The 13,641-nt window shown below is 65.8% G+C and carries 17 protein-coding genes; 7 read left to right on the top strand and 10 right to left on the bottom strand.

What is annotated here, in order from left to right; translation table 11 throughout:
- Positions 1–42: 42 nt before the first annotated feature.
- Together CQ050_RS31255 and CQ050_RS22985 are read right to left on the bottom strand one after the other, a co-directional pair.
- Positions 43–168 carry a hypothetical protein gene (locus CQ050_RS31255; RefSeq protein ID WP_255410200.1) on the bottom strand — a complete coding sequence of 42 codons (126 nt, stop codon included), beginning with the start codon at positions 166–168 and terminating at the stop codon, positions 43–45.
- Between the two features lie 13 nt (positions 169–181).
- Positions 182–1,306: a D-alanyl-lipoteichoic acid biosynthesis protein DltD gene (locus CQ050_RS22985; RefSeq protein WP_105559128.1), complete on the bottom strand. Its 1,125-nt coding sequence runs from the start codon at positions 1,304–1,306 to the stop codon at positions 182–184.
- A 288-nt stretch (positions 1,307–1,594) separates the two neighbouring features.
- Here CQ050_RS22985 and mog point away from each other — a divergent pair, with 288 nt between their 5' ends.
- From mog to CQ050_RS22970, 3 genes are all read left to right on the top strand, one after another.
- Positions 1,595–2,227, top strand: coding sequence for a molybdopterin adenylyltransferase (mog, locus tag CQ050_RS22980; RefSeq protein WP_105559153.1), 633 nt, complete (start codon positions 1,595–1,597; stop codon positions 2,225–2,227).
- Between the two features lie 87 nt (positions 2,228–2,314).
- A complete protein-coding gene (locus CQ050_RS22975; protein WP_105559127.1) occupies positions 2,315–2,653 on the top strand; it encodes a hypothetical protein in 339 nt (112 codons plus the stop codon).
- A 5-nt stretch (positions 2,654–2,658) separates the two neighbouring features.
- The gene (locus CQ050_RS22970) at positions 2,659–3,528 is read left to right on the top strand and encodes a M23 family metallopeptidase (RefSeq protein WP_105559126.1); all 870 of its coding nucleotides are present in this window, start codon (positions 2,659–2,661) and stop codon (positions 3,526–3,528) included.
- 4 nt (positions 3,529–3,532) lie between these two features.
- Here CQ050_RS22970 and CQ050_RS22965 read toward each other — a convergent pair whose 3' ends face one another.
- From CQ050_RS22965 to CQ050_RS22945, 5 genes are all read right to left on the bottom strand, one after another.
- Positions 3,533–3,820: a hypothetical protein gene (locus CQ050_RS22965; RefSeq protein WP_105559125.1), complete on the bottom strand. Its 288-nt coding sequence runs from the start codon at positions 3,818–3,820 to the stop codon at positions 3,533–3,535.
- A 159-nt stretch (positions 3,821–3,979) separates the two neighbouring features.
- A complete protein-coding gene (gene infA, locus CQ050_RS22960; RefSeq protein ID WP_006221179.1) occupies positions 3,980–4,243 on the bottom strand; it encodes a translation initiation factor IF-1 in 264 nt (87 codons plus the stop codon).
- A gap of 567 nt (positions 4,244–4,810) precedes the next feature.
- A complete protein-coding gene (locus CQ050_RS22955) occupies positions 4,811–5,350 on the bottom strand; it encodes an SRPBCC family protein (protein ID WP_105559124.1) in 540 nt (179 codons plus the stop codon).
- Positions 5,343–5,708 carry a helix-turn-helix transcriptional regulator gene (locus tag CQ050_RS22950; protein WP_105559123.1) on the bottom strand — a complete coding sequence of 122 codons (366 nt, stop codon included), beginning with the start codon at positions 5,706–5,708 and terminating at the stop codon, positions 5,343–5,345. Before CQ050_RS22950 ends, CQ050_RS22955 begins: the two co-directional genes overlap by 8 nt.
- 52 nt (positions 5,709–5,760) lie before the next feature.
- Positions 5,761–6,192 (bottom strand): GFA family protein, encoded by a 432-nt coding sequence (locus tag CQ050_RS22945; protein WP_105559122.1) that lies wholly within the window; start codon positions 6,190–6,192, stop codon positions 5,761–5,763.
- Positions 6,193–6,398: 206 nt separating this feature from the next.
- Between CQ050_RS22945 and phnC the strand changes: the two genes are divergently transcribed.
- From phnC to phnE, 3 genes are all read left to right on the top strand, one after another.
- A complete protein-coding gene (gene phnC / locus CQ050_RS22940) occupies positions 6,399–7,241 on the top strand; it encodes a phosphonate ABC transporter ATP-binding protein (RefSeq protein WP_105559121.1) in 843 nt (280 codons plus the stop codon).
- Positions 7,242–7,296: 55 nt separating this feature from the next.
- Positions 7,297–8,280, top strand: a complete 984-nt coding sequence (gene phnD / locus CQ050_RS22935) for a phosphonate ABC transporter substrate-binding protein (protein ID WP_105559120.1) — start codon at positions 7,297–7,299, stop codon at positions 8,278–8,280.
- 81 nt (positions 8,281–8,361) lie between these two features.
- On the top strand, positions 8,362–9,156 hold the full coding sequence (gene phnE, locus CQ050_RS22930) for a phosphonate ABC transporter, permease protein PhnE (RefSeq protein WP_105559119.1): 795 nt from the start codon (positions 8,362–8,364) through the stop codon (positions 9,154–9,156).
- 44 nt (positions 9,157–9,200) lie between these two features.
- Here phnE and CQ050_RS22925 read toward each other — a convergent pair whose 3' ends face one another.
- The 3 genes from CQ050_RS22925 to CQ050_RS22915 form a co-directional block, all read right to left on the bottom strand.
- Positions 9,201–9,713 carry a GAF domain-containing protein gene (locus tag CQ050_RS22925; RefSeq protein WP_105559118.1) on the bottom strand — a complete coding sequence of 171 codons (513 nt, stop codon included), beginning with the start codon at positions 9,711–9,713 and terminating at the stop codon, positions 9,201–9,203.
- The gene (locus CQ050_RS22920) at positions 9,710–10,684 is read right to left on the bottom strand and encodes a tripartite tricarboxylate transporter substrate binding protein (RefSeq protein WP_105559117.1); all 975 of its coding nucleotides are present in this window, start codon (positions 10,682–10,684) and stop codon (positions 9,710–9,712) included. Before CQ050_RS22920 ends, CQ050_RS22925 begins: the two co-directional genes overlap by 4 nt.
- A 64-nt stretch (positions 10,685–10,748) precedes the next feature.
- Positions 10,749–12,584, bottom strand: a complete 1,836-nt coding sequence (locus CQ050_RS22915) for a gamma-glutamyltransferase family protein (protein WP_105559116.1) — start codon at positions 12,582–12,584, stop codon at positions 10,749–10,751.
- Positions 12,585–12,692: 108 nt separating this feature from the next.
- Here CQ050_RS22915 and CQ050_RS22910 point away from each other — a divergent pair, with 108 nt between their 5' ends.
- The gene (locus CQ050_RS22910; protein WP_105559115.1) at positions 12,693–13,637 is read left to right on the top strand and encodes a LysR family transcriptional regulator; all 945 of its coding nucleotides are present in this window, start codon (positions 12,693–12,695) and stop codon (positions 13,635–13,637) included.
- The last annotated feature ends 4 nt before the right edge of the window (positions 13,638–13,641 follow it).

Below are 13,641 nucleotides of genomic sequence, written 5' to 3'. Positions count from 1 at the left end.
GTCGAAAAACCACTGCCGCCTTTTCCCGTAACGCCGGGGGCGTCAGAATTTCGAGTACTGGAATTCAATTTCCATCGGTTTGCCCAGATTGGCCGCGGTATCGGCCTGGATCAGCATCACCGCCACGACGCCCAGGTACAGCAGGCAGAGCCAAAGGGTTCTTTTCATTTCGGGATGCCTCTCAGGGTCTGAAGACTTCGGCAATTTTCTGGTTGACGCGCAGCCACCCGAGTTCCCCCAGGTGCTGCACATCGCGCAGCATGCCGACTTCGAAGGGCGCGCCGTACATGTCCATGCAGGTCATGGCGTAGCGCTGGCACAGGCGGGCGACGTCCTGCTGGATGGGCTCGAAGCGGGCCAGGTCCTTGAATACCATCGGATGCAGGGGCTGCATCACGAACAGCGCGTTCACCCCGCGTTGGTGCAGCAAGGCCATCAGGGCGGTCAGTTCCCGCAGTTCATCGCGGCCGGTCAGCGGCTGTGGCTGGTAGGCGGTTTTGCCGCCTTCGGGAATCGTGCGCAGGTACTTATTGAAGAATTCGTCCCGCACCGCATAGCGGTTGCCGCCCATCTGGCTCTGCTCGGCGTCCTGCGCCTGACTGGCCAGCGCATCCCAGTCCACCACGCGCGCGGCGGCGGCCGGACCTTCGCGTTCCCGTTCAGGAGCCGGCGCGGCATAGGCAGGGGCCCACAGGTCGACCAGGCGCTGGCGGAACACGTAGGCCTGTTCGGCCGCCATGGACCAGACCACGCCGGCATCGCCCTTGTCGCGCAGCCAGCGCGCCAGCTCTGCCCGGCCCTCGGGTTGCTTCAGCAGGCGGGGCAGCAGCGGGTTGGCGTGTTCCTTGAATTCGTCCACGCCCAATCCGCCGTCTCCGTCGAACCATCCGGGCGACAGCATCACCACCACCCGCGAGGCGGGCGACAGATCGTCGGCCAGCGCGGCCAGCACCAATTGCATTCCCAACGACTGGAATCCCGAATGGCCGTAGGCCAGCACCGGCATCTGCAACTCGTCGGCCAGATAGCGGTAGGGCACGAAACGCAGGTCGTTGCTGGTGAGCTCGGACGATCCCAGGATCACCAGGCGGTCGCCCGTGCGCAGCGCCTGGCTCATCGTCGACAGGTTGCGCGTCTGTTCCTGCAGGGTGTTGCCCAGGTTCGGGATGTAGAGGCCGGGGGCCGCGATGGGCGCGGGCCCGGTCTTCAGCGCCAGCGAATGCCAGGCCCACGCGCCGCAAGCGGCGGCGGCGGACAAGGCCAGCGCCGCGGCCAGCGCGTGCTGCCGTAGAGTGCGTGTGAACATGGATGGGGCGGACGGGCGTCGCGGCGGAATACCGAAATTGATTTTGTTAGCGGATGTTATCCAGCGCGTATGACGGGAACAAGCGCGGGAAACGGGGGCCAGGGCCGATTCGCTTTTTTGCCACAGCGCTCGGCGGCGCCGGCGCGGCGGCTGGCGCGCTTCCTCCTGGGAAAGAATGCGATAGCATCGACATCGCGCGGTTCTTCTGGATTTCCATGATTGACCGCGCCGGGCGCCGCTTTTCGGCGCCGATTCCGCTTTTTTCCACTTTCCACGACGCTGCCGCCCATGACCGCCACGACCCGAATCGCCCGCCGCCATCCCGACGATCTGATCATCGGCCTGGTGTCCGTTTCCGACCGCGCCTCTTCCGGCACGTACCAGGACCAGGGCCTGCCCGCGCTGCGGGAATGGCTGGGATCCGCGCTGGCTTCGCCCTGGCAGGCGGTGGACCGGCTGATTCCGGACGAAACCGCCCGCATTTCCGAAACGCTGATCGAGCTGGTGGACATCTGCGGATGCGATCTGGTGCTGACCACCGGCGGCACCGGCCCCGCCCGGCGCGATGTCACCCCCGAGGCCACGCAGGCCGTCGCCACCAAGGAAATGCCCGGCTTCGGCGAACAGATGCGCCAGATCAGCCTGCGCTTCGTTCCCACCGCGATCCTGTCGCGCCAGGTCGCCGTCATCCGCGAAACCCCGTCCCACGCGGCCTTGATCGTGAACCTTCCCGGTCAGCCGAAGTCCATACGCGAGACGCTGGAAGGTTTGAGGGGCGAAGACGGCGCCGTGCTGGTGCCGGGCATCTTCGCCGCCATTCCTTATTGCATCGACCTGATCGGCGGCCCGTACGCGCAAACGCGGGTGGACGTCATCGACGCGTTCCGCCCCAAGTCGGCGCGCCGCGCGGTGCCGTCCTGAGCCTCGGCCGCGCCATGGCGCGGCTGATCGCTGCGTTATAGTTTCTGCCGCCCCTTTCCACCCCTCCTGCTTGAGAGTCTTACCGTCATGAAGGTTCGTTTTGCCCTGTCCCTTACCGTCCTGGCCGCGTTGACGGCCTGCGCCAATGTCAAAGACGTGCGTCAGCGCGATCCGGTCTTCTATGGCGCGACCCAGCGCACGGCAGAGGACTACACCCGGTGCGTGGCCGACGCCTGGAAGAACCAGGGCGTCAACTTCAAGCAAAACACCGTGCGCAACGGCTTTGAGCTGGTGCAGGAAGACAGCCTGGGCGTTGAAGCCGTGCTGACCACTACGACCTGGAAGGGCAAGACCGAAACCCGCCTGTCGACGCGCATCGCCCGCCGCGACCAAAGCATCATCGAACCCGCGAACCTGTGCCTGTAAGCGCCATGTTCAATCGCCGCGAGGTACTGCGCGCGGGGCTGGCCGCGGCCGCCATCGGTTTCGGGCTGCCGACGCGCGCGCAAGCGCAGCAGGGGTTCATTTCGCGCAAACTCAACGCGCCGGTGCCCGGCGGCGTGGCCGTGTTGGCGCTGGGCGATGCCGACCGCGCGCCCGAGGTGAGCTTCCTGGACCGGCGTGTGCTGGTCGTGCGCGAAGAGGGCAAGCAGTGGATCGCCGTGGTCGGCATTCCGCTCAGCGTGAAGCCCGGCGAGCAGCAGGTGGTGGTCAGCGATGCGCGCGGCCAGCGCAAGCTGCCATTCAAGGTGGGCGCCAAGGAATACGTCGCGCAGCACATCACCCTGAAGAATCCGCGGCAGGTGGATCCCAATCCGGACGACATGAAACGCATCGAGCGCGAGATGGCCGAGCAAAGCGCGGCCAACCGGACGTATCGCGCCGGGGTCACGCCCAGCAACCTGCTGCTAGACCGCCCGGTGAACGGCGGTCGCCTGTCCAGCCCGTTCGGCCTGCGGCGCTTTTTCAACGGCAAGGAACGCAACCCGCATTCGGGGCTGGACTTCGCCGTGCCCGCCGGAACGCCGATCAAGTCGCCCGCCGCAGGCGTGGTCGTGCTGGTGGGGGATTATTTCTTCAACGGCAAGACGGTCTTCGTCGACCACGGGCAGGGCTTTGTCAGCATGTTCTGCCACATGTCGGCCATCGATGTGAAGATCGGCGACGAGGTGCCGCGCGGCGGCGTGGTGGGCAAGGTAGGCGCGACGGGCCGGGCGACGGGGCCGCATTTGCACTGGAACGTCAGTCTGAACGATGCGCGGGTCGACCCCGCGATCTTCATCGGGGCGTTCAAGCCCTGATTTTTCAGGCCGTGGCGGTCTGCTGCGCGATCTTGTTCAGGACGAACTGGTGCATGCGCTCGGCATATTCCATCTGCTGGCGCACATGGCGTTGCTGGGCTTCCTGCTCGTCCAGGCAGTTGTCGTACTTGATCTTGGCTTCGGCGTAGGTCAGGCCGGTGTTGCGCAGGCTGTTGATGAATGCCTCGCGCGACTGGTTAAGCAGGCGCAGGCCTTCCTCCCCTTTCACGAATTTTCTTCGCGCCAGGGAAAGCTGGTCGGCGGCGGCTTGCAACTCTTCTTTAAGTTCCATCTTGCTTCATGCGTATCCCGCCAGACATTGCGCCTGGCAAGCGCGCCATTCTTTCACGAATGGACGTCCCACGCATTACGGCATGTCGCGGTTCGGGCTTAAGCCCGCGCGAATAGGGGCAGCAGGGAGCCGGCCTGGGGCCGGCCCTGGAGCCCTGGCTTAACGGCGGTACTGCTGGGGACGATGCGGAGCGGGAGCGCGCTCGTCCTTGTGACGGAAGTTGATGCGGCCCTTGGTCAGGTCGTAGGGCGACATTTCCAGGGTGACGCGATCGCCTGCCAGGATGCGGATACGGTGCTTGCGGATGCGGCCGGAGGCATAGGCGCCAACTTCGATGCCGTTGTCCAGTTTGACGCGGTAGCGGCTATCGGGCAGCACTTCGTCAACGATGCCATCCAATTCGATGAGTTCTTCTTTAGCCATTCTCTACTCCTTGATCAATACGCGCAGCCAGGCCGGCGGCATGACGCGCCGCGCGAGGCGGCAAGCGCGTTGGACTCAAATAACCAGGTCCAGCGGTTTGAACGTGAAACGTTCGGGCAAGCGCGGGTAAGAGTCATGGCATCCCTGGTGGATGTCTGAAATGACGAATACTCGCGCAGCGTGGGCAATATGCGCGCAGTGCGCGGCTTGGTCGCGACACCGTGCAAGCGCACAGCGCCGGAAGAAGCGGGGTGGGGCGGTTGTTGCAACGCCGGTCGGCAAAACAATGTTGCGGCGTCGTTCGCGGTCTTGGCGTGCGTGCGTTTCGTGTCTTGCGTGCGTTTCGTGTCGTGCGTGTCTTTCGCAACTATCCGTTCGAGATAAATCTCAACCAAACCGGGGGCAGCCTGGGTATCTTGGGGGTCGCCCGAAGGGATACAGGTTGGCACGCAGAGTGACCGAAGCCCGGTTTTTTGCGGAAAAATCACGGACTTATGTTACTGCAAAGCGCAGCGATTAGCCAGTATTTATCTGCCGCTGCGCCGTGATAGTTGCTACTGAACGACTCTAGGCCCCGGGGATGCGCGTCTTGTAGTCGGCTTCCCAGCGGTGGTGCGCGGACCAGAACGGGCCGGGCTCGCGCCCTTCCAGCCTGGCCGACAGCACGCCCAGGTGGGTGTGCCAGCCGCCCGCCACATCGACCATGTCGCCGCGCGAGTTCAGCTTGCGGTGCGTCAGCACCAGCAGCGTGCCTTCGCCTTCGGGCGACAGTTCGAACATCACTTCGGAAGGTTCGCCCTTGGACCCGCCCCAGGTGAAGGCCAGCAGCCGGGGCGGCTCGCAGCGGGTGATGACGCCGTGGGTGGTGACCCCGTTTTCGTACGCCTGATAGGGCGCCGGCGTGGGTTCGGCCACGGAGGACAGATCGGCGTGCACGAAACGCAGGGTCACGCCGCCGCCTTCGCGCAATTCCATGTCGCCGGTGGCCAGCCAGCGGCCACGTTTTTCGGATTCGGTCAGGAACGCCCATACGGTTTCCACGCTGGCGGGAAGCTGGCGGGTAAAGCGCAGGGTCGTGGGATCCAGGACGACGCCGTGATCACTCATGTTGCTCTCCTAGGGACGGGGGCGGGGGGGAATGAGCGGTCAGCGCCGAAGTCAGCGCATCCAGCTTGCCCGCCCAGAACTGTTCATAGAAACGCAGCCATTCCATGGCTTCGGCCATGGGTTCCGGATTCAGGCTGCACACATGGGTGCGGCCGTGGACGGTGCGCCGGATCAGACCGGCGCGTTCCAGGGCCTGCACATGTTTGGACGCGCCGGCGAAACTCATGCGCAGGGGCGCGGCCAGCTCTCCGATGGTTCTATCCCCCTGCGTCAGGCTGCGCAGCATGTCGCGGCGCGTGGGGTCGGCCAGCGCGCGAAAGACGGCATCCAGGGCGGGGGCGGGAATAAGTTCAACCATAAGGTTGAATATAAATCGATGCGTTCCAACATTCAACCAACAGGTTGAATTTTTATGTAACGGTCTGGGCCCGCGATTCGTCCACGCCGTGGAATTCGCCCGGGTATTGCGGCAGGCCATCCGTGATGTCGAACCATGGCGCCTTGGCCGCTACGTGGCAATGCGCCGCGGGCCGCACGCCGGGATCGTCGTCCAGGGCGCCCAACGGCAAGCCGTAGGTATCGGGCGTCTGATCGAAGCGGCTAAGCAGCGGCGTGCCGCAGGCCTCGCAAAAGCCCCGGTAGTTGCCCGGCGACGAGGCATACCAGGTCACGTGATTCTCGCCCTTCGTCCACTGGAAGTCCGTGGCCTGGACCGATGCGCGGCTGCGAAAGGCCGCGCCGTGCGACTTGCGGCACATGACGCAATGGCAGTTCAGGGCGTTGGTTAGGGGGCCGTTGATTTCGTAAGCAATGCGGCCGCACAGGCAGGAACCTTTGATCATGATGAGCGCCAGGCAAGTGAGGGAACCATTCAAATATACCCGCGCCGCAAGGCGACGCAACCCGCGCGCCGGGCCGTTTATGACGGAGGTCTTTCAGCGGGTTGCTGACCCCTTATTTTCCGCGAAATGAATCGATCCCCGGGTCATCGCGCTGTCATGCGGCGAAAACAGAATGCCGCAATGACCACACAAAAGGGGATCAGGCGATGACGTACGCCATCGAAGTGCAGAACTTGAGCAAGACCTTCCATGCCGGTGCCAAGGCGTTGGACGACGTCAGCCTCCAGGTGGCGGACGGCGAAATGGTGGCGTTGCTGGGCGCGTCGGGATCCGGCAAGTCCACGCTGCTGCGCCATCTTGCGGGCTTTGTCGCCGGTGATGCGGGGCAAGGCAGCGTCAAGGTCAATGGCCAGCAGATTCAGCGGAATGGCCGCCTGAGCCGCAATGTGCGTGCGGCGCGCGCCGGCATCGGCTTTGTGTTCCAGCAATTCAATCTGGTCGGCCGCCTGCCGGTCATCACCAATGTCCTGACCGGCATGCTGCCGCGGGTGCCGCTGTGGCGCAGCCTGACCCGCTGCTTCCTGCGGGATGAAGTGCGCCAGGGGCTGGAAGCGCTTGCCCAGGTTGGTATAGACGACTATGCATTTCAGCGCGCCTCCACCCTGTCCGGCGGCCAGCAGCAACGCGCCGCGATCGCGCGCACGCTGGTGCAAAACGCGCGCGTCATCCTGGCCGACGAACCCATCGCGTCGCTGGATCCCGAGTCGTCGCGCCGCGTGATGGACACGCTGGCCCAGATCAACCGCAGCCGCAAAGTGGCCGTGGTGGTGTCGCTGCACCAGGTCGACGTGGCGTTGCGCTATTGCCCCCGCGTGGTCGCGCTGCGTCACGGCAAGGTGGTCTACGACGGCCGCGCGGCCGACCTGACGCCGGAAATGCTGCGTGACCTGTACGGCTCCGAGCTGAGCGAGCTGCTTCCCGAATATTCGTCCCGCGCGCCGGCCATGCCCGGTCTGGCGCCGTTGTCCCAACTGGCGCAAGCGGCCTGAAGCCCGCGTCGCCGCGCTTTTGCCCTCTCTGCCCTTACATACCCCGGAGTCACCCATGCTACGCAGAACCTTCGTCACCCTGATCGCCGCCGCCGCGCTGTCCACGCAGGCCTACGCGCAAGACGCCAAGACGTTGAATTTCGGCATCATCTCGACCGAGTCGTCGACCAACCTGAAGTCCGTGTGGCAACCCGTCATCGACGATCTCAGCCGCGCCGTCGGCGTGCCGGTCAAACCCTTCTTCGCGTCGGACTACGCCGGCATTATCGAGGGCATGCGTTTTAACAAGGTGCAGTTGGGCTGGTTCGGCAACAAGTCGGCCATCGAAGCCGTGGACCGCGCCAAGGGCGAAGTGTTCGCCTCGGTCATCGACAAGGACGGCAACCCCGGCTACTGGTCGCTGCTGATCGTCAACAAGGACAGCAACCTGAAGACGCTGGACGACGTATTGAAGAACGGCGCCAAGCTGAGCTACGGCGCGGGCGACCCCAACTCCACGTCCGGCACCGCCGTGCCCGGTTACTACTTGTGGGCGGCCAACAAGATCGAGCCCAAGACCTTCTTCAAGACGGTACGCGCCAGCAACCATGAAACCAATCTGCTGTCGGTCATCAACAAGCAGGTGGACGTGGCGGTCAACAATACCGAAGCGCTGGAGCGCTATCGCCTGAGCACCGGTAAGGACGCCAACGACAGCGTGCGCGTGCTGTGGAAGTCGCCGTTGATCCCGGCCGACCCGCTCGTCATGCGCTCGGACCTGCCCGCGGATCTCAAGGCCCGCGTTCGCGACTTCTTCGTCAACTACGGCAAGGGCAAGGACGCCGAACGTGAATTGGCGAACCTGAAGGCGCTGACCTACCAGGGCTTCCGCCCGTCCGACAACCAGCAGCTGGTGCCGATCCGCCAGATCGAACTGGCCCGCGAAAAGGCCAAGATCGAAGCCGACACCACGCTGGGCCAAGCCGAAAAGCAGAAGCAGCTGACCGAGCTGGACGGCAAGCTGGCCAGCCTGGGCCAGCCCGCCTCCGCCAAGCAATAAGCCTTGCCGCAAGTCGCCGGCGCGCAGTGACGCGCGTCGGCGACTCTCTTTCCGAATGCTCCAAGCGGACCGTCTTTCTCCATGAACCTCGCTACCCATCCCTCTCGCCTGCCTGCCGCGCCGCGTTCGTCGCTGCCGGTCCTTATTGTCTGGGCCGTCGTGCTGGCGCTGCTTGTCATGTCGTGGCGCGGCGCGGACATGCGGCCGCTGGACCTGCTGCGCGACTCTGGCAATATGGCCCAGTTCGCCGCCGATTTCTTTCCGCCCAATTTCCGCGATTGGCGCATGTACCTGGACGAGATGATCGTGACGGTGCAGATCGCCGTGTGGGGCACCTTTCTTGCCATCGTGGTGGCCGTGCCGCTGGGGTTGCTGTGTTCGTCGAACATGGTGCCGGCGTGGGTCTACCAGCCGATGCGCCGCTTGATGGACGCGTGCCGCGCCATCAATGAAATGGTGTTCGCGATGCTGTTCATCGTGGCCGTGGGGCTGGGGCCCTTCGCGGGGGTGCTGGCCCTGTGGGTGCACACGACCGGCGTGCTGGCCAAACTGTTTTCGGAAGCCGTCGAAGCCATCGACCCGCGTCCGGTCGAAGGCGTGCGGGCCACCGGCGCGAACGCGTTGGAAGAGATCGTCTACGGCGTGATCCCGCAGGTGCTGCCGCTGTGGATCTCTTATTCGCTGTACCGCTTCGAGTCGAACGTGCGTTCGGCGTCGGTGGTCGGCATCGTGGGCGCCGGCGGCATCGGCACGGTGCTGTGGGAAATCATCCGCAGCTTCCGTTACGCCGAAACCTGCGCGGTGATGATCATTATCGTGGCCTTCGTGATCGTGATCGACATGTTGTCGTCGAGAATCCGGCGGGCGTTGATCTAAGCGGCAAGTGGCCCGCCAGGCGCGGGCCACTTGCCAAGGCGTTGTCAGCCCGCGGCGCGTAGCGCCAGGAACGCCGGCAACGCCAGCAAGCCGGCCAGCCGGGCGTGGTCGACATCCGCTTCCGACACCTTCGCGCGCGGCATCAGGAAGTTCACGGTGCCCAGGCATGCGCCGGCGTAGACCACCGGAATGTTGATCACCGATTGCAGGCCCAGGTCGCGGATCGCGTCGTGGTCGTTGAAGAACTCGCGGATCGCGGCTTCGCCTTCGCCCACGAACACCCGTTGCTCAAGCAGGACGTGGCGGCCCCAGGACGTGCCGCGCTTGTCCTTGCTGCCGCCCGGGGGATAGGCCTGCGGGTTGGAGCTGTACAGGCGCACGACGCGCATGGCGTCGGCGTCGTAGCGGTTGACGGTGCACAGGGCGTGTCCCAGCGCGGCGCGGGCGTAGGCATCGACGGCTTGCAGCGCGGCGGCCGCGTCCGAGGAGGCGTAAGCCAGGACAACGGCCTGCACGCTGCCCGGCACGGGATGATGCGCGATAGCGTGTCCGGTCATTCCGCGGTGATCCCCAATTCCTTGATCAGCTTGCCGTACTTGTCGGCGTCGCGCACGAGGATCTGGCCGAATTGCTCTGGCGTCGTCTCGGTCAGCAGCACGCCCATGTCGCCCATTTTCTTGATGACGTCGGGGCGCTTCAGGATCAGGTTGATCTCGCGGTTCAGGCGTGCGGTCAGTTCGGGCGGCATGCCCGCCGGGCCGAAGGCGCCGTACCAGACCGACAGCTCGTAGCCGGGCAGGGTTTCGGCGACGGTAGGCACCTCGGGCAAGAGCGGCGAGCGCTGTTCCTCGGTAACGGCCAGCAGTTTCAGCTTGCCGGTCTGCACGTGGGGCAGTGTCTGCGTGCCCGCGCTGAACAGCACCTGGGTGCGGCCGGCCACCGTGTCCAGCACGGCGGGGGCGCCGCCGCGGTAGGGGATGTGCATCATCTTCACACCGGCGGCTTTCTCGAACAGCGCCGCGCTCAGGTGGTTGGTCGAGCCTTGGCCGGCCGACGCGTAGGCGACGGTGTCGGGGCGCGCTTTCACGTAGGCGATGAACTCCTTCAGGTTCGTCGCGGGCACGGACGGATGGACCACCATCGTGTTCGTCACCAGCGCCAGTTCGGCGATGGGCGTGAAGTCCTTCACGCCATCGAACGGCATGTTGGAATACAGCGCCTGGTTCATGGTGTGGGTGCTCATCGAACCGACCAGCAGGGTGTAGCCGTCAGGCTTGGCGCGGGCCACGAAGGTGGTGCCGATATTGCCGGACGCGCCGGAGCGGTTCTCGACGATGACGGACTGGCCCAGTGATTTCGTCAACCCTTCCGACAGCACGCGCGCCAGGATGTCGGTGGAGCCGCCCGCCGCCCAGGGCACGATCAGCGTGATGGGTTTTTCCGGCCAGGCGGCCTGGGACAGCGCGGGCGCGGTCAGCGCCAGTCCGAACGCGCAGGCGCGCAACAATCGTTTGAATCGCAACGTCATGGTGATTACCCCTTGTGCAAGTGCCGGTCTGGACGCCGGCTGGAATGGAAATGGTTGATCAGGATCATCGGCCGACCGCATAGCCCTGCATGCCGCGCGGGTTGGCGCCGGCGCGTAGCAGCAAGCCGCCACCCGCCGCGGGTTCGCGCGTGCAGGCGCTGATCCGGCCTTCGGACCAGGCGGGGCCCACCTTGACCTCGTGGCCGGCATCGCGCAGCGCCTGGACGGTGGCCTCGGGCAGGCGCGACTCCACCGTCAGGCGGTTCAGTGTCTGGCTGCGTGGCCAGAACGAGCCCGGGAAATGGTCAATGTGCCAGGACGGCGCGTCGATGGCTTCCTGCAGGTTCAGGCCCATCGCGTGGCGCAGGAAGAACGCCACGGTCCATTGGTCCTGTTGGTCGCCGCCCGGCGTGCCGAACGCCATATAGGGTTGCCCGTCGCGCAGCACCAGGCCGGGCGACAAGGTGGTGCAAGGGCGCTTGCCCGGCTGCAACTGGCCCGCCACGCCCTCGTCCAGCCACGTCATCTGCAGCCGGGTCGTCAACGGGAAACCCAGGCCCGGCACCACCGGGCTGGACGACAGCCAGCCGCCCGAAGGCGTGGCGGCCACCATGTTGCCGTGGCGGTCGATCACGTCGATCTGGCAGGTGTCGCCCACGAAGATCTCGCGCGCGGCCCATTCGGCCACGGGCGGCAGCGCCGCGAACGTGGGCTCGCCCACGCCGAACCGGATGTCGGAGGCGGCCAGCGTGCGGCCTGCGGCAGCCAGGTCGGGCAGGCGGGGGGCCATGCCGTCGGGGCTGCCGGGTTGCAAAACGGTGGACGCTTGTGTGCCGATGCCCGCGGCTCGCTGCCGCGCATACGCGTCGCTCAGCAGCGCGGCCAGCGGCACTTGCACGAAGTCGGGGTCGCCATACCAGGCGGCACGGTCGGCGAACGCCAGTTTGGCGGCTTCCGCGATGCGATGCACGAATTGCGGCGAGGTCGGGTCCAGGCCATCCAGCCCCAAGTGCCGCAGCATCGCCAACTGCTGCAAATGCACGGGGCCTTGCGACCAGACGCCGCATTTGGCCACGGTGTAGCGGCCGTATTGCGTGGTGGCCGGTTCATCGTAGGTGGCGCGCCAGTCGGCCATGTCCGCTTTGCGCAGCAGCCCGCGGTTGCGTTGCCCGGTGGTGTCGCGCACGGCCTCATGGGTGTAGTAGGCGTCGATCGCATCGGCAACGAAACCGCGGTACCAGCTCTCCAGCGCGGCGTCGATCCGGCCGCGCCGGTCGCCGCTGGCGGCATGCGCGTCGTTCAGGATGCGCGTGTAGGTCGCGGCGATGGCGGGCGTGCGGAACAGGGCGTCGGGCGCCGGTACGCGGCCGTCCGGCATCCAGACATCGCGCGAAGTCGTCCATTCATCGCGGAACAGCGCTTGCACGGCCAGGATGGCCTGCGACACGCGGGGCACCAGCGGAAAGCCGTTGCGCGCATAGTCGATAGCCGGTTGCAGCACGTCGGCCAGCTCCCAGGTTCCGTAGTCGCGCAGCAAGGTCAGCCAGGCGCCGAATGCGCCGGGCACGGTAGCTGGCAGCAGGCCGATGCCGGGCACCAGTTCCACCCCCAGTTCCCGGAAATACGCAGGCGTGGCCAAGGCGGGCGCGGGCCCCTGGCCGCAGAGCGCGCGCATGCGCTGTTCGCTTTCGCTCCAGAGCAGGATGGGCACTTCGCCGCCCGGCCCGTTCAGGTGGGGTTCGACGATCTGCAAGGTGAAGCCGCCTGCGACGGCGGCGTCATAGGCGTTGCCGCCGCGTTCCAGCACGCCCATCGCCACCTGCGTGGCGAGCCAATGCGTGGATGACACAACGCCGAAGGTGCCGCGTATTTCGGGACGGGTGGTGAAGGAATCGCGCATGGTGACGGAAAGGGCAGCGGGGAAAGTGAACGGAAGTATAGGAGTGTGAAATAACTCGATTCAGCTTTGTTGGCATAATTGAATAACCATTTGGTTATAGAGAAACCCATGAGCTGGGATGCCGCCCGTCTGGCCAACCGCCTGAAGCACCGCCATCTGGCGCTGCTGACCAACATCGCCAAGCATGGCTCCTTGACCCGGGTGGCGGCGGCCACCGGCATCAGCCAGCCCGCCGTCACCAAGGCCCTGGCCGAACTCGAGGACATTTTCGGCGCGCCGCTGTTCCTGCGCAGCGGTCGCGGCCTGCAGGCCACGCCACTGGGCGAACTGGCCTTGCTGCGCGCGCGCCACATGCAGAGCGATCTGGATCTGTGGGCGCGCGAGGTCGAGGCCCTGCATGCCGGCCGTTCCGCGCACCTGAACGTCGGTGTGGTGCCGTATGTGTCCAGCGCCTTGCTGACGGCGGCCATCAGCCGGCTGCATCAGCGCCACGGGGTGACGCTGACGCTGCATCGGGCCACCACGGACCATCTGGTGCCGATGTTGCGTCGGCACGAGCTGGACTGCATCGTCAGCCGCGCAACGTCGACCGTGGCGCTGGACGACCTGATGCACCGGGTGCTGTACCGGCAGCGTCCACGCCTGATCGCGCACAGCCGGCTGGCGCAGCGCCTGGCCCGGCGGGCGCCGGACTGGCCAGCCGTGGCCGCCATGGACTGGGTCTTGCCGGCGGCCAATACGCCTACGCGGCAACTGATCATGGAGCACTTCATCCGAGCCGGGCTGCGCCCGCCGTCGCCGGTGCTGGAAGCCTATTCCACCGACGTGATCGAAGGCATGCTGACAATGAACGAGGCGCTGATCTCGGTCGTGCCCGAGGACATCGCGCGCGAACTCTGCCAGCGGGGCAAGCTGGGCATGGTGCCTTGGGATTTCGGTTGGGAGCTGCCGCCCATCAACCTGATCCGCCGCAGGCGAGAGCAGCCGCTGGCGGCGGAAGAGCGCTTTTCGGACATATTGTTGGACCTGTGCGCCGACCCGCCCGCCGCCTGACACC

The organism is Achromobacter sp. MYb9, assembly GCF_002975275.1.
GTDB lineage: Bacteria > Pseudomonadota > Gammaproteobacteria > Burkholderiales > Burkholderiaceae_B > Achromobacter.
The sequence above is the reverse complement of the archived record's forward strand: the minus strand, read 5'-3'. Positions and strand labels throughout refer to the sequence as shown.

Excerpts from the sequence above, each read along its gene's own strand:
- CQ050_RS31255 (WP_255410200.1), bottom strand. The coding sequence starts at position 168 with ATGAAAAGAACCCTTTGGCTCTGCCTGCTGTACCTGGGCGTCGTGGCG.
- CQ050_RS22985 (WP_105559128.1), bottom strand. The coding sequence starts at position 1,306 with ATGTTCACACGCACTCTACGGCAGCACGCGCTGGCCGCGGCGCTGGCC.
- mog (WP_105559153.1), top strand. The coding sequence starts at position 1,595 with ATGACCGCCACGACCCGAATCGCCCGCCGCCATCCCGACGATCTGATC.
- CQ050_RS22975 (WP_105559127.1), top strand. The coding sequence starts at position 2,315 with ATGAAGGTTCGTTTTGCCCTGTCCCTTACCGTCCTGGCCGCGTTGACG.
- CQ050_RS22970 (WP_105559126.1), top strand. The coding sequence starts at position 2,659 with ATGTTCAATCGCCGCGAGGTACTGCGCGCGGGGCTGGCCGCGGCCGCC.
- CQ050_RS22965 (WP_105559125.1), bottom strand. The coding sequence starts at position 3,820 with ATGGAACTTAAAGAAGAGTTGCAAGCCGCCGCCGACCAGCTTTCCCTG.
- infA (WP_006221179.1), bottom strand. The coding sequence starts at position 4,243 with ATGGCTAAAGAAGAACTCATCGAATTGGATGGCATCGTTGACGAAGTG.
- CQ050_RS22955 (WP_105559124.1), bottom strand. The coding sequence starts at position 5,350 with ATGAGTGATCACGGCGTCGTCCTGGATCCCACGACCCTGCGCTTTACC.
- CQ050_RS22950 (WP_105559123.1), bottom strand. The coding sequence starts at position 5,708 with ATGGTTGAACTTATTCCCGCCCCCGCCCTGGATGCCGTCTTTCGCGCG.
- CQ050_RS22945 (WP_105559122.1), bottom strand. The coding sequence starts at position 6,192 with ATGATCAAAGGTTCCTGCCTGTGCGGCCGCATTGCTTACGAAATCAAC.
- phnC (WP_105559121.1), top strand. The coding sequence starts at position 6,399 with ATGACGTACGCCATCGAAGTGCAGAACTTGAGCAAGACCTTCCATGCC.
- phnD (WP_105559120.1), top strand. The coding sequence starts at position 7,297 with ATGCTACGCAGAACCTTCGTCACCCTGATCGCCGCCGCCGCGCTGTCC.
- phnE (WP_105559119.1), top strand. The coding sequence starts at position 8,362 with ATGAACCTCGCTACCCATCCCTCTCGCCTGCCTGCCGCGCCGCGTTCG.
- CQ050_RS22925 (WP_105559118.1), bottom strand. The coding sequence starts at position 9,713 with ATGACCGGACACGCTATCGCGCATCATCCCGTGCCGGGCAGCGTGCAG.
- CQ050_RS22920 (WP_105559117.1), bottom strand. The coding sequence starts at position 10,684 with ATGACGTTGCGATTCAAACGATTGTTGCGCGCCTGCGCGTTCGGACTG.
- CQ050_RS22915 (WP_105559116.1), bottom strand. The coding sequence starts at position 12,584 with ATGCGCGATTCCTTCACCACCCGTCCCGAAATACGCGGCACCTTCGGC.
- CQ050_RS22910 (WP_105559115.1), top strand. The coding sequence starts at position 12,693 with ATGAGCTGGGATGCCGCCCGTCTGGCCAACCGCCTGAAGCACCGCCAT.